Genomic DNA, 12679 nt, shown 5'->3' with positions numbered 1-12679 from the left:
CTGGCCTTAGAGCGGTGAGAAGAGATCGACGGCCTGCTGGCCGCGCGGCGGCTGCTGCACTTCCATCAGGCGGCCGCGGCCACCGTAGGAGATGCGGGCTTCGGCGATCTTTTCATACGAGATCTGGTTTTCGGCGTTGACGTCCTGCGGGCGAACGATACCGGCGACGTTCAGAATACGGATTTCCTGGTTGACGCGGACTTCCTGCGAGCCGCTGATGACCAGGTTGCCGTTTTCCAGGATGCCGGTGACGACCGCGGCGACGAGCAGCGTCAGCTTTTCGGAGCGGTCGATCTTGCCCTTGCCGTCGGTGCTCGTGTCGGAGCCGTAGGTCAGGTCGGTCTTGGACTTCGGGTTCCAGCCGAGGATATTGGCTTGGACGTCCCAGTTCATGCCGCTGGAATTGGTGCGGCTGCGGCTGGTATCGTTCTCGAACGACGCTTTGTCGTTGATCTGGATGTTGACCGTCAGGATATCGCCGACGTTCAGAGCGCGGGCATCCTTGAAGAGCGCGGCCTGGCTATCGCTCCAGAGCGAATAGCCCTGTGCGACCTGGCGCGGCTGCTTTGGATAAAGCGCCATCTGCGGCGTCTGGCCATAGGCCAGGCCGCTGCCGATCGGGCTCATGGCGGGCGCCCTGCCGATCTCTCTCACGGACTGCGGCGACTGGCAGCCGGCGAGAAGGGCAACGGCGGCGATGGCAGCCGGGAAACGCTTATTCATGAGGGATCCTTCGACGTATTGGGATCGGATGCACTTGCAATGATGTTGGCGATGACGGCTGCCTTTTCAGGATCCATCTCGGCAAGGATCAGGCTCGACTGACGCGCACCGAGCCGCATGATCACGGCCGCCGCGATCCCGGTATTGGCCTTCTCAAGCTGCAGCGCCGCCGCGTCCGGCTTCATATTCTTGTAGATGTCGGTGAGGCCCGCTTCCGCCTGCTTGAGGAAGTCGTTACGGCGCTTCAGCCAATCCTGATATTCGGCCTTGCGCTTGTCCATCTCGGCCATGCGCGTATCGATATCGGCCCGGAGCTTTTCCAGATCCTGCTTCTGCAGCAGATAGCGCTGGTCGCGGGCGGGATCGGCAATGTTGGTGCAGAACTGCTTGATCTCGTCCTCGGAGGTGATGTCGCCCTCAGGCTTCGGCGCTTCCTGGGCAAAGGCGCCCGGGATCGTCAGCAGCATGACGGCGGCGGCCGGCAATGCCAGGCGCCGCACGAGTTCCGAGACGGTCATATCCTTGTTGAGCTTGATCATTGCAGTACGAGCTCCGCCTGCAGAGCGCCTGCAGATTTGATGCCCTGGAGGATGGCGATGATGCCGTCAGGCTTGACGCCGATATTGTTCAGGCCGGCGACGAGCGTTCTGAGATCCGGCCCCTGCAATATCGCAACGCGGCCGCCGGTTTTCTGCGCAGCGATATCCGTCTGCGGCTGGACCGCCGTCTGCCCCTTGGAGAAGGGCAATGGCTGGATGACCTGTGGCGTCTCGGTGACCTGCACGGTCAGCGTTCCGTAGCTGACGGCCACCGGCGAGACGCGGACATCCGCACCGATGACGATGGTGCCGGTGCGCTCGTTGACGACGACCTTGGCCGGCGTGTCGGTCTCGACGATGAGATTTTCGATATCGGCCATCAGGCGCGTGAGATCGGCTTCGCGCGGCTTCTGGACGATGACTTCCTGGGCGTCCTTGGCTTCCGCAACCGGGCCGCCGAAACGAGAGGACGCATAACCGTTGACGACGTCGGCGATGCGCACGGCCGTCGAGAAGTCGGGGTTGCGCAGCTGCAGAACGAGATTGACGGAATCCTTGAAGCGCGAGGGCAGCTCGCGCTCGATGATCGCGCCGCCGGGCACGCGGCCGGCGGTGGTCACGCCTTCGGTCACGCTTGCGGCCGCACCCTGCGCCTGGAAGCCCGATACGACGACCGAGCCCTGGGCGACGGCGTAGATCTGGCCATCGGCGCCGGACAGCGAGGTCATGACCAGCGTACCGCCACGGAGCGACGTGGCATCGCCAAGCGAGCTGACATTGACGTCGATGCGGCTGCCGGGGCTGGCGAACGGCGGCAGGTTGGCGGTGACCATGACGGCCGCCGTGTTCTTGGCGTTCGATTCACCGCCCTGCGTCGAGATGCCGAGATTCTGCAGCATGGCGCGCATCGACTGCTCGGTGAAGGGCGAGGCGCGGAAACCGTCACCGCTTCCCTGCAGACCGACGATCAAGCCGTAGCCGATCAGCTGGTTGTCGCGGCCGGCCTGCAGCGAGGCGATATCCTTGATGCGCGAGGCCATCTGCGCCGAGGCGGGCGTCACGCTTCCCATGCACATGGAAAGAGCCGCAAACGCGGCGATGATGCGAGAGACGATCTTCATTTTGCCGCCACGTGAATGGTGCCGTCAGCGAGGACTGTACCGCTGATGATGACGCCCGAATCCATGTTGCGGGCGCGGATGACCTGACCGGTCGAGCCGTCTTCCAGCGGCGAACCGGCCGCCGAGATGGTCATGTTACCGATGTTGAAGACCAGCCGGATCTGCGAGCCGCGCGTCACCGTGTAGGGTTCGCGCAGCGCCGAGACGCTGATCGTGCGGCCTGGAAGCAGGGTGCGCTTCGAAATCATCCCCTGCACCTCGTCGATCGACTTTGCATAGCCGCCGGAAAGGTTCGGGTTGGTGACTTCGACTTCCTGAAGCTGGCCGGCAGCGATGGTTTCGCCGGGATAGATGATCGCGGTCGGAACGACTGCGTAACCCATGCTGGCGTTCGCCGCCGGGGTCACGAGGATCCCGGCATAAGCGATCGCAGCGAATGCCGTCAGAGCGACGGTATTTCTCGCCCGGCGAAACATCATGTTCGGCCCTTTCCTAGATTACTTCAGGTTCTTGCTGACGATGGAGGCCATTTCGTCGGCAGTGGTGATGACCTTCGAGTTCATTTCATAGGCGCGCTGGGCGGAGATCAGGTCGGTGATTTCCTTCACCGGATCGACGTTCGACGATTCCAGGTAGCCCTGCTTCATGTAGCCGTAGCCCTGCTCGTCGGGCGTGCCGACGACAGCTTCGCCGGATGCCGGCGTCTGCTGGAACAGGTTGTCGCCGATCGGCTGGAGACCGGCTTCGTTGACGAAGTCTGCGAGCGTCAGCTGGCCGAGCGTGGTCGGATCGGTCTGGCCGGCGAGAACGGCGGTCACTTCGCCGGAGCGGCTGATCGTCAGCTGCGTCGAGCCGGTCGGGATGGTGACGCCGGGAACGACGGTATAGCCGTCGGCGGTGACCAGCTGGCCGGTCTCGTTCTTGTTGAAGGCGCCGGCGCGGGAATAGAGCGTCGTGCCGTCAGGCGCCTGAACCTGGAAGAAGCCGCGGCCGACGAGCGCGACGTCGAGGTCGTTGCCGGTCTGGCTGAGTTCGCCCTGGATGTGCAGGTTGCGTACGGCCGAGGTCTGGACGCCGAGACCGATATTCGCGCCCTCCGGCACGATCGCCTGGTTGGCGCGGTTGGCAACGCCCTTGGCGCGCTCGGTCTGGTACAGAAGGTCGGTGAACTCGGCGCGGGCGCGCTTGAAACCGGTGGTGTTGATGTTCGCGATGTTGTTCGCGATGACTTCGAGGTTGGTCTGCTGGGCATCCATGCCCGTGGCCGCAATGGCAAGCGCTCTCATCGGTCCGTCCTTATCCGGTTACATCTGCATCTTGGTGACGTCGAGGAAGGCCGAAACGACCTTGTCACGGATGGCAATTGCGGTTTGCAGCGTCTGTTCCGCCTGCAGCATGGAGTCGACGACCTCGCGGGTCGTCGCGGTGCCCTTGAGGCCGGCGAAGGACATGGATTCCGCGCCCTTTACCGAGTCTATGGCCTGCGTGGCCATGTTGCCCATAACGGAGGCGAAGCTCTGGTCTGCCTTTGCACTTTCGGCCGCCGAAGTGACCGAAGAGGAAGAATTCTCGCCAACGACGCTGCCGAGGCCGCGTGTGGAGGAAAGAGAACCGATGTTCTGTACGTTGCTGATCATTACTGGCTCTTCAGGAGGTCGATGGTGGAGGAGATCAAGTCGCGGGTCTGCTTGATGGTCTGCAGATTGGCGTCATAGGATCGGTTGGCTTCGCGCATGTCGGCCATTTCGACCAGCATGTTGACGTTCGGCAGCTTCACCACGCCGCGCTCATCCGCTGCCGGATTGCTGGGGTCGTATTCGGTGGTGAATTCCGATTCGTCGACGCCGAGCTTCTTGACGTTGACAGTGGTCAAGCCGGCTGCACGGTCAACCTGTTCGCCGAAGGTAACGGTCTTGCGGCGGTAGGGATCGGCACCAGGCGTGTCGCCGGTCGAACGGGCGTTCGCGATGTTTTCCGAGACAATGCGCAGGCGAGTCGATTGAGCCTCAAGCCCCGACCCAGCAATCTTCATGGCTGCTGATAAAGGATCCACGATTTTACTTCCTTACGGTCATCAACATCATTCGATTAAAGGAGCCGACCAGCGAGGTGTTCAGCTCGTATTGGCGCTTGATTTCGCCGGACTTGGAGAGTTCCTCGGCGAGACCGACGGTGTTGCCGGATTCCTGCACGCCGATCTCCTGATCGAGTGCGGCTTCCTTGACGTCGATGTCGCCGCTGGTGCTGAAGTCATTGCCGCTGAAATGCGCAGGATTGGTGCGCGCCATGGCAACATCAGACTTGTCGAGAACCGATTGAAAGGGCGTGATGTCCTTCGCACGGTACTTCGGCGTGTTCGCGTTCGCGATGTTGCCGGCCACAACCTCCTGACGGATCGTCAGCCATTCCGCCTGCCGCGAGGCCAAGTCGAAAAGTTGAATCGGTTGCATGGGAACTCTCCGTTTTTACTGAGACGACCCTAGGGCGGTAATCTTGCGTCAGACTTACGGAGAATTCGGCTTTTGCGGCCTGTTGCCGATCAGGCGCAGCACAAACGGAAAGGCCCCGGAAAACCGGGGCCGTGAAGCATTCCATTCAGCTCGAGAGGCTGACGTTTACTGGTAGATGTCGCCCTTGGAGGTGACGATCACCCATTTGCCGTCGCGCTGCTCGATCGTCGCCAGGCGGCTTTCGTCGGGAAGCACCGAACCGACGCGCACGACATACATGCCCGAGGGGTCTTCGATCAGCGCCCGGCCGTTTGCGACATGCAGGAGCTTGAAGCCGGAGCTCGCCGGGAATGGCTGGTCTTCCGGGACCAGGCCCTTGTCGATTTCCTTGCCGACGCTCGAGACCGTTGCTGTCGTCAGCGGGTCGATCGGCGGTTCCGGCTTGTTCTTGACTTCGTTCTTGTTGACCATCGCCAGCGGCGACACGCTGAAGACATTGCGGGCCGGCCAATCCGGGAGGTCGCGGGTGCGGTCGCCCTGGGCGATATTGAGGCTGAACTTGTCTTCGTTGAAGAAGACGTACCAAGGGAAGATCGCGGCAGCGCCGGCGAGCGCGAGACCGGTCACGGTCAGCACGCGGTCGAGCATCAGCGACTTGCGCTTCTCATCGGATTTCAGCGGAGCAATGCGCTCGTCGTCGTCTTCAAACCCGGTCACGTCTAACCTCTTTTGGGTGCAGGCTGGTTGGGCGGGGCTGCCCCAGCCTTGAGCGCAGCCGCGAGATCAGCAAAGGCATCTGCCGACGCCGATTCGCCCGGCGACTGTTTCAAAACATCGTAAATAATTGGTACCTGCTTGACCGCCATGTCCAAATCCGGGTCAGCACCCGGGCGGTAACCGCCGATCAAGCGAAGGTCGCGCGTCTCCTCGAAACGGTGGATCAGCGACTTCAGGCGCGAGACCAGCTTCTCCTGATCCGGCGTCCAGGCCTTGCGGGCGAGACGCGAGATCGAGGCCAGCGGATCGATCGGCGGATAGCGCCCCTCTTCCGCCAGGCTGCGCTGCAGAACAAGGTGGCCGTCGAGAATACCGCGTGTGGAGTCGGCGATCGGATCGTTGTGATTGTCGCCATCGACGAGGATCGAGATAATCGCGGTGATCGTGCCCGTGCCTTCGGGGCCGGGACCGGCGCGCTCCAGAAGACGCGGCAATTCGGTGAAGACCGAGGCCGGATAGCCGCGGGCGATCGGCGGCTCGCCGGACGCCGTCGCGACCTCGCGGATCGCATGGGCGAAACGGGTGACGCTGTCGACGATGAGCAGGACGTTCTGGCCCTGGTCCCGGAAATATTCGGCGATCGTTACCGCCGTCAGCGGCGCCATCTTGCGCAGCATCGGGCTTTCATCGCTGGTGGCGACGACGGCGATCGACTTCTTCATGTTCTCACCGAGCGTATCCTCGATGAATTCGCGCACTTCACGGCCGCGTTCGCCGACCAGCGCAATCACCACCTTGTCGAAGGCATCGGCCATGGCGAGCATCGACAAGAGCGTCGACTTGCCGACGCCGGAGCCGGCGAAGATGCCGAGGCGCTGGCCGTGGCAGAGCGGCGAGAAGATATCGACGGCGCGAACGCCCGTCTTGAAGCCCTTGTCGACGCGGCGGCGCGTCATTGACGGCGGGGCGGTATTGGAGATCGAGCGGCGGTCGAGACCTTCGACAACCGGGCCGAGACCATCGATCGGCTCGCAGAGCGAGTTGATCGTGCGGCCGCACCAGCTTTCGGAGGGCGAAATGCGGAAGGCGCCCTTGCGGATAACCGTGTCGTGGATGCCGATCGGCTCGCCGGGCTCGATGGGGCAGACATAGGCGAGATCCGGCTCGACGCGAACGACTTCGCCGAGATGGATACCTGTTGCCGACTTGTGGGCGACGAATTCGCCGAGTCGGACATGCCGGGAAAGGCCCGTCACGGTATAGTGGCCCGCCGCGATCGTCTGCACATGGCCGCCATGGGCGACGGAGAATTCCGGCTTGCTGTAGCGCTCGACCAGCGATGCGAGGTGGCCAAGCTTCGGCGAAAGCGCGCCTTCGGTGAGCGGTGTCTGGCTCATGTCTCAGACCCTTCCGCTTAGCGGCTGCCGCCCAGCGTCTTGATCGCTTCGCCGAATGAGTTTTCGCTATCCGTCGTCAGCGAGGCGATGCTTTCGAAGGCGCGGTTGACTTCGATCAGCTGGGTGATTTCGCGCATGGCGTTGACGTTGGAATTTTCGAGATAGCCCTGCTCGACGCCGATATTGAAGCGGTCGGTGACGGTGCGTGGCGTTTCCGTGGTCATGACGCCGCTGTTTTCGTAGCGGAGATAGCCCTTGGAGATATCGGCTTCGAAGAGGCCGATGGAGCCGACCTGGCGGCCGCCCTGATAGATATTGCCGTCAGCGCCGACCTTCGGCTCGCCGCCTGCCGTATTGAGGATGATCGGCGCGCCGCCGGCGTCGAGGACCGGATAGCCGCGAACCGACACGAGCTCGCCCGTATCCTTCATCGTGAAGCGGCCGTCCTTGGTGAGGACCTGACCGGCCGGGGTATCGAGCGAGAACCAGGCGTCGCCCTTGATCGCGAAATCCAGCATGTTGCCGGTGTGCTGCAGTTCGCCCGTCTCGTTGGAGAGATAGTCGTTGCCCTGCGAAACGAAGGCGACCTTGGCGTTCAGCTTGTTGTCGGTATTGCTGAGGATCTGGTTGAACTTCACTTCCGTGCCGCGGAAGCCCGTCGTGTTCACGTTTGCCATGTTGTCCGCGATGGTCGTCAAACGCTTTTCAAGTGCCATCTGTGACGACAGAGAAACATAAAGACCGGACTGCATCGGGGTAAGCTCCTGGCATTGGCGATGAACGGGACGAAAGCCGGGTTCCTTGTCGTTCGACGACGGCTTCCGCTGAGGCGGCATCTCAGAAACGGGCGAGATTCGCCCATTCGTCATCTCCAATCTGACGGCAATTCCTTGTGCGAAGCTGGCACGCAGAAAACCGGTTTCTGCGGCCTGCCGTCAGCCTGACGCAAGCCAGCAACCCTATCCCTTCCGGTGAAAATAACGATCAGGTGTGACTGACGATGAATATCATTATCGGATTTGTGATTACGCTCGGCTGCATCATCGGCAGCTTCATGGCCATGGGTGGCCATCTCGAGGCACTATTTCAGCCGTTCGAGCTCGTTATCATCGGCGGCGCCGGTCTCGGCAGCTTCATCATGGGTAACCCGATGAAGGTGGTGAAGGACTCGGGCAAGGCGCTCGGCGAAGCCTTCAAGCACACCGTTCCGAAGGAGCGCAACTATCTCGACACGCTCGGCGTTCTCTATTCGCTGATGCGCGACCTGCGCACCAAGTCGCGCAACGAGATCGAAGCGCATATCGACAATCCGGCCGAATCCTCGATCTTCCAGACCGCTCCGACGGTTCTGAAGAACAAGGAACTGACGGCCTTCATCTGCGACTACGTTCGCCTGATCATCATCGGCAATGCCCGCTCCCACGAGATCGAGGCACTGATGGACGAAGAAATCAACACCATCCTGCACGACAAGCTGAAGCCCTACCACGCCATCCAGACCATGGGTGACGCCTTCCCGGCTATCGGTATCGTCGCGGCCGTTCTCGGCGTTATCAAGGCCATGGCGCACATCAACGACTCGCCTGAAGTCCTCGGTCACCTGATCGGTTCGGCTCTCGTCGGCACCTTCCTCGGTATTCTTCTCTCTTACTGCGTCTGCTCGCCGATCTGCTCGCAGATCAAGATCGTTCGCTCCAAGCAGCACCGCCTCTACGTCATCGTGAAGCAGACGCTGCTGGCCTACATGAACGGCTCGGTACCGCAGGTTGCTCTCGAATACGGCCGCAAGACGATCTCCGCTTACGAGCGTCCGTCGATCGACGCGGTCGAACAGGAAATGATGAACCCGGGTGGCGAGAACAAGGCGGCCTAAGCGACCATGAACAACGTTGCACTAGAGAATCCGGCAATGAATGCCGCACTGCTGGCCAAGCTTACTGGCCGTCTCGGCGACAAGGCTACAATCGAAAAACTCTGCGCCGCATTCGCGGACGTCTACATCGAATTCATGCCGGACATGTTCAAGAGCGAGACCGGCCTCGACGTGACGATCGCCTATCTCGGCTGCGATTCCGGATACAAGAACGACCTGATTGCCGATCTCGGCGCCAACTCGACGCTGGTCGATGCGACGCTGCGCAACTGGTCCCAGGATATCACGCTTGCCTGCGGCAACGGCTTCGTCATCACGCTGATGGAAAGCCTGCTTGGTGCGGCGCCCGAAACGATCGAACCGCCGGCCGACCGCCTGCTTTCGGCGATCGAGCTCGAACTTGCGGTCATGGTGTTCGACAAGATTGCCGGCGTGCTGCGCTCTGCGGTCAACGCGCCTGGTGGCTTCGAGCCTGCGCTCGAACTGCCGCATGCGCTGGAAAACCGCCCGAAGCCTGCCGACGACAAGGCGGATGAATTTGGCGCGGCGATCAACATGTCGATCACGCTTGCCGGCATCACCTCGGAATTCTCGCTGATCGTGCTGCAGCAAGCCCTGCTGAAGACACAGATTTCGGCGCCGAAGGCAAAGAGCCAGGCCTCGAAGTCGGCCGCCTGGACGGAGCAGATCAGCGAGCAGGTTCGCCGCTCGCAGGTGACGCTCGAAGCCAAGATCCGCCTGCAGGACCTGACGCTGCGCACGATCTCCAAGCTTGCCGCCGGCGATGTCATTCCTTTCCGCGATTCCGGCGATGTCCGGGTCGAGGTCAGCGCCAACAGCAAGGAATTGTATGTGTGCGAGTTTGGGCGTTCCGGCGAGAATTACACGGTCCGGGTCAAGGATACGATGAGCTCGGACGACGAGCTGATCCGCCACTTAATGAATTAATCGGTTCCCGCCATTTCGCTGCCACGGCAGCTTGAGGCAAGTTTCAACTGGAATAGTGATTTCATGGCTACGAAGAAAACACAGCAGAACGACGATCTGTCATTGGAGCTTCCGGGCAACGAGGCTGACCTCGATCAGGCGATCGATGATCTTCGCGGTGTCCTGAAGCAGGATTCCGAAGGCGGTCTCCCGGAATTCGGCGGCGACGCCGATGCATTCAGCACCGGCACCGACCTTTCGACCTTCGGCGACTTCGGTGGTGACGACGATGCCGGTGCGGCCTTTGGCGGCGGTGACTTCGGCGGCAGCTCGGATTTCGGTGATACCGGTTTCCAGGCAGGCTCTGGCGAACCTGCTCCGCTCGGCAGCGCGCTGTCTTCGAATTTCGAACTGATCATGGACATTCCGATCGACGTCCAGATCATGCTCGGCAGCAGCCGCATGCAGGTTTCCGGCCTGATGAACCTCAACGAGGGCGCCACGATCGCGCTCGACAAGAGGATCGGCGAGCCCGTAGATATCATGGTGAACGGCCGCAAGATTGCACGCGGCGAAATCACCGTTCTGGAAAATGACGACACGCGTTTCGGCGTAAAACTGATAGAAGTTTTAAGTACCAAAAAAGCCTGATCCCGGTTTTAGGGACGGAGAGGTTAGACCATGATGGACTTTGACGATTTCAGCGGCGCTATTGCCGGGAAACCGTTGACCCAGGCTGAAAAGGCAGCGGCTGTACTCCTCGCTATGGGGAAGGGAGTCGCTGGCCGGCTGTTGAAATATTTTACGCAGGCTGAGTTGCAGACGATTATCTCTTCGGCACAGGCCCTTCGTGCTATTCCGCCGGATGAATTGCTTGGCCTCGTCGCTGAATTTGAAGACCTGTTTACCGAAGGCGCTGGCCTTATGGACAACGCCAAGGCCATCGAGAGCATTCTCGAGGAAGGCCTGACGCCTGACGAAGTCGATAGCCTGCTCGGCCGCCGTACGGCCTTCCAGGCCTATGAGACGTCGATCTGGGATCGCCTCGGTGAAGGCGACCCGGCCTTCATCGGCAAGTTCCTGCTGCGCGAACATCCGCAGACCATCGCCTACATCCTGTCCATGATGCCGTCGTCCTTCGGCGCCAAGGTGCTGATGCAGCTGCCCGACAGCCGCCGTGCCGACATCATGAACCGTACGGTCAACCTGAAGTCCGTCAGCCCGAAGGCGGCGCAGATCATCGAGAAGCAGGTCATGACGCTGCTTGCCGAGATCGATGCCGAGAAGAATTCGAGCGGCTCGAACAAGGTCGCCGAACTGATGAACGAGATGGACAAGCCGCAGGTCGATACGCTGCTCACCTCGCTCGAATCGATCAGCCGCGAAGCGGTCAACAAGGTTCGTCCGAAGATCTTCCTCTTCGAGGATCTGCTCCTCATGCCGCAGCGCAGCCGCGTCATGTTGCTCAACGACATTTCGGCAGACATTCTCACGATGGCGCTGCGTGGCGCCTCTGCCGAAATTCGCGAATCGGTTCTCGCTTCAATCAGCCCGCGTCAGCGCCGCATGATCGAATCGGATCTGCAGAGCGGTACGACGGGTATCAACCCGCGCGAGATCGCTATTGCCCGCCGCGCCGTCGCTCAGGAAGCGATTCGCCTGGCAAATTCGGGCCAGATCCAGCTCAAGGAGACCGAGGGCGAGCCAGCGGCGGCGGCATAAGCCACCGCAGCTGTTGACAATTACCTCCTCCCGGCGCCGCGCGGTTGATCGCCATGCGCCGGGAGACTACCCTTTCCCTGTCGGGCCGCGCTCTGTCGCGGCCTTTTCCGTTCAGGGAGTGCCGTTCACTTGGCTGATGAAGACAAGGACAGCAAAACAGAAGACCCGACAGGCAAAAAACTGTCGGATGCCGCCGAGAAAGGTAATACCCCCTTCTCGCGAGAGGTGCCGATCTTTGCCACGGTTCTCGCCACCTACGTCTATCTGACCTTCTACCTGCCCGACGGCATCAGCACCGTCAGCGAGCAGCTGCGGGACATTTTCGAGCAGCCGGACCAATGGAAGATCGAGACCGGCCCGGACGCCATGTCTCTCTTCGTGCATCTCGGCTGGGTCAGCGCGGTATTGCTGACTCCCGCCATGCTGCTGTTCATGTGCTTCGGGCTGATCGCCTCGCTCAGCCAGAACCTTCCTAGCGTCGTCTTGGAGCGTATCCGCCCGCAGTTTTCACGGCTGTCGCCGGCCAAGGGTTTCGCGCGCATGTTCAGCGTGCCCGGCCTGATCGAATTCGGCAAATCGCTGTTCAAGGTCGTCGTCGTCGGCTTCATCATGTTCTTCGTGCTGAAGAGCGAATATTTCAGCTCGATCGATTCGATGTTCTCCGACCCGCAGACCTTCTTCGAGCGGGCGATGACGATCATGCGCAAGATCGTGCTGATCGTGCTGTTTGCCACCGCCTTCGTCGCGATCGCCGATTTCTTCTGGACCCGCCATCACTGGTTCAGCGAACTGAAGATGACGCGCCACGAAGTGAAGGAAGAAAACAAGCAGTCGCAGGGTGACCCCTTCGTCAAGGGCCGCCAGCGCTCGCTGATGCGCGACCGCGCCCGCCGCCGCATGATCGCCAATGTCGAGCGCGCAACGCTCGTCATCGCCAACCCGACGCACTTTGCCGTGGCGCTGCGCTACGTGCGCGAGGAAAACGACGCGCCGATCGTCATTGCCAAGGGCCAGGACCTCATTGCGTTGAAAATCAGAGAGATAGCCGAGAAGCAAGGGATCCCCGTTTTCGAAGATCCGCCGCTTGCACGCTCCATGTTTGCGCAAGTCTCGATAGATAGTGTCATCCCGTCAGTCTTCTACAAGGCCGTCGCGGAGCTCATCCACCGGGTGTACGCCGCACAAGCCAAGAACAAGCGGGTCAGATAAA

16 protein-coding genes are annotated in these 12679 nt (G+C 61.2%); 5 read left to right on the top strand and 11 right to left on the bottom strand.

Annotation, left to right across the window (positions count from 1 at the left end; all coding sequences use genetic code 11):
• Nucleotides 1–6 precede the first annotated feature (6 nt).
• The 11 genes from flgH to flgF all read right to left on the bottom strand — a co-directional run bounded on the left by flgH (nt 7) and on the right by flgF (nt 7699).
• On the bottom strand, nt 7–723 hold the full coding sequence (gene flgH / locus ACEN84_RS12110) for a flagellar basal body L-ring protein FlgH (RefSeq protein ID WP_112713292.1): 717 nt from the start codon (nt 721–723) through the stop codon (nt 7–9).
• Nucleotides 720–1262, bottom strand: a complete 543-nt coding sequence (locus tag ACEN84_RS12105; RefSeq protein ID WP_112713294.1) for a MotE family protein — start codon at nt 1260–1262, stop codon at nt 720–722. The genes flgH and ACEN84_RS12105 overlap by 4 nt, the downstream gene beginning before the upstream one ends.
• On the bottom strand, nt 1259–2383 hold the full coding sequence (locus tag ACEN84_RS12100; RefSeq protein WP_112713296.1) for a flagellar basal body P-ring protein FlgI: 1125 nt from the start codon (nt 2381–2383) through the stop codon (nt 1259–1261). The genes ACEN84_RS12105 and ACEN84_RS12100 overlap by 4 nt, the downstream gene beginning before the upstream one ends.
• The gene (flgA, locus tag ACEN84_RS12095; protein ID WP_112713298.1) at nt 2380–2862 is read right to left on the bottom strand and encodes a flagellar basal body P-ring formation chaperone FlgA; all 483 of its coding nucleotides are present in this window, start codon (nt 2860–2862) and stop codon (nt 2380–2382) included. The genes ACEN84_RS12100 and flgA overlap by 4 nt, the downstream gene beginning before the upstream one ends.
• Before the next feature lie 18 nt (nt 2863–2880).
• Entirely contained in the window at nt 2881–3669 is a 789-nt protein-coding gene (gene flgG / locus ACEN84_RS12090; protein ID WP_199626184.1) for a flagellar basal-body rod protein FlgG, read from the bottom strand.
• 18 nt (nt 3670–3687) lie between these two features.
• The gene (locus tag ACEN84_RS12085; RefSeq protein ID WP_112713302.1) at nt 3688–4020 is read right to left on the bottom strand and encodes a flagellar hook-basal body complex protein FliE; all 333 of its coding nucleotides are present in this window, start codon (nt 4018–4020) and stop codon (nt 3688–3690) included.
• Nucleotides 4020–4436, bottom strand: coding sequence for a flagellar basal body rod protein FlgC (gene flgC / locus ACEN84_RS12080; RefSeq protein ID WP_112713304.1), 417 nt, complete (start codon nt 4434–4436; stop codon nt 4020–4022). The genes ACEN84_RS12085 and flgC overlap by 1 nt, the downstream gene beginning before the upstream one ends.
• A 4-nt stretch (nt 4437–4440) precedes the next feature.
• Nucleotides 4441–4833, bottom strand: a complete 393-nt coding sequence (gene flgB, locus ACEN84_RS12075; RefSeq protein ID WP_112713306.1) for a flagellar basal body rod protein FlgB — start codon at nt 4831–4833, stop codon at nt 4441–4443.
• Between the two features lie 165 nt (nt 4834–4998).
• Entirely contained in the window at nt 4999–5550 is a 552-nt protein-coding gene (locus tag ACEN84_RS12070; protein WP_199626183.1) for a flagellar protein, read from the bottom strand.
• A 2-nt stretch (nt 5551–5552) separates the two neighbouring features.
• Nucleotides 5553–6947, bottom strand: coding sequence for a flagellar protein export ATPase FliI (fliI, locus tag ACEN84_RS12065; protein WP_199626182.1), 1395 nt, complete (start codon nt 6945–6947; stop codon nt 5553–5555).
• 17 nt (nt 6948–6964) lie between these two features.
• On the bottom strand, nt 6965–7699 hold the full coding sequence (gene flgF, locus ACEN84_RS12060; protein WP_112714354.1) for a flagellar basal-body rod protein FlgF: 735 nt from the start codon (nt 7697–7699) through the stop codon (nt 6965–6967).
• A 248-nt stretch (nt 7700–7947) separates the two neighbouring features.
• On the opposite strand from flgF, the gene motA reads away from it, so the two are divergent.
• The 5 genes from motA to flhB all read left to right on the top strand — a co-directional run bounded on the left by motA (nt 7948) and on the right by flhB (nt 12678).
• Nucleotides 7948–8820, top strand: a complete 873-nt coding sequence (motA, locus tag ACEN84_RS12055; RefSeq protein WP_112713312.1) for a flagellar motor stator protein MotA — start codon at nt 7948–7950, stop codon at nt 8818–8820.
• Nucleotides 8821–8826: 6 nt separating this feature from the next.
• On the top strand, nt 8827–9768 hold the full coding sequence (locus ACEN84_RS12050; protein ID WP_112713314.1) for a FliM/FliN family flagellar motor switch protein: 942 nt from the start codon (nt 8827–8829) through the stop codon (nt 9766–9768).
• Between the two features lie 63 nt (nt 9769–9831).
• Entirely contained in the window at nt 9832–10398 is a 567-nt protein-coding gene (gene fliN, locus ACEN84_RS12045) for a flagellar motor switch protein FliN (protein WP_112713316.1), read from the top strand.
• 30 nt (nt 10399–10428) lie between these two features.
• On the top strand, nt 10429–11469 hold the full coding sequence (gene fliG / locus ACEN84_RS12040; protein WP_112713318.1) for a flagellar motor switch protein FliG: 1041 nt from the start codon (nt 10429–10431) through the stop codon (nt 11467–11469).
• Nucleotides 11470–11598: 129 nt separating this feature from the next.
• Nucleotides 11599–12678, top strand: coding sequence for a flagellar biosynthesis protein FlhB (gene flhB / locus ACEN84_RS12035; RefSeq protein WP_413710986.1), 1080 nt, complete (start codon nt 11599–11601; stop codon nt 12676–12678).
• Nucleotide 12679 lies beyond the last annotated feature (1 nt).

The organism is Rhizobium sp. Rhizsp82 (assembly GCF_047325115.1).
Lineage (GTDB): Bacteria > Pseudomonadota > Alphaproteobacteria > Rhizobiales > Rhizobiaceae > Rhizobium.
This window is presented reverse-complemented; position numbering and strand designations above follow the sequence as displayed.

Excerpts from the sequence above, each read along its gene's own strand:
- flgH (WP_112713292.1), bottom strand. The coding sequence starts at position 723 with ATGAATAAGCGTTTCCCGGCTGCCATCGCCGCCGTTGCCCTTCTCGCC.
- ACEN84_RS12105 (WP_112713294.1), bottom strand. The coding sequence starts at position 1,262 with ATGATCAAGCTCAACAAGGATATGACCGTCTCGGAACTCGTGCGGCGC.
- ACEN84_RS12100 (WP_112713296.1), bottom strand. The coding sequence starts at position 2,383 with ATGAAGATCGTCTCTCGCATCATCGCCGCGTTTGCGGCTCTTTCCATG.
- flgA (WP_112713298.1), bottom strand. The coding sequence starts at position 2,862 with ATGATGTTTCGCCGGGCGAGAAATACCGTCGCTCTGACGGCATTCGCT.
- flgG (WP_199626184.1), bottom strand. The coding sequence starts at position 3,669 with ATGAGAGCGCTTGCCATTGCGGCCACGGGCATGGATGCCCAGCAGACC.
- ACEN84_RS12085 (WP_112713302.1), bottom strand. The coding sequence starts at position 4,020 with ATGATCAGCAACGTACAGAACATCGGTTCTCTTTCCTCCACACGCGGC.
- flgB (WP_112713306.1), bottom strand. The coding sequence starts at position 4,833 with ATGCAACCGATTCAACTTTTCGACTTGGCCTCGCGGCAGGCGGAATGG.
- fliI (WP_199626182.1), bottom strand. The coding sequence starts at position 6,947 with ATGAGCCAGACACCGCTCACCGAAGGCGCGCTTTCGCCGAAGCTTGGC.
- flgF (WP_112714354.1), bottom strand. The coding sequence starts at position 7,699 with ATGCAGTCCGGTCTTTATGTTTCTCTGTCGTCACAGATGGCACTTGAA.
- motA (WP_112713312.1), top strand. The coding sequence starts at position 7,948 with ATGAATATCATTATCGGATTTGTGATTACGCTCGGCTGCATCATCGGC.
- ACEN84_RS12050 (WP_112713314.1), top strand. The coding sequence starts at position 8,827 with ATGAACAACGTTGCACTAGAGAATCCGGCAATGAATGCCGCACTGCTG.
- fliN (WP_112713316.1), top strand. The coding sequence starts at position 9,832 with ATGGCTACGAAGAAAACACAGCAGAACGACGATCTGTCATTGGAGCTT.
- fliG (WP_112713318.1), top strand. The coding sequence starts at position 10,429 with ATGATGGACTTTGACGATTTCAGCGGCGCTATTGCCGGGAAACCGTTG.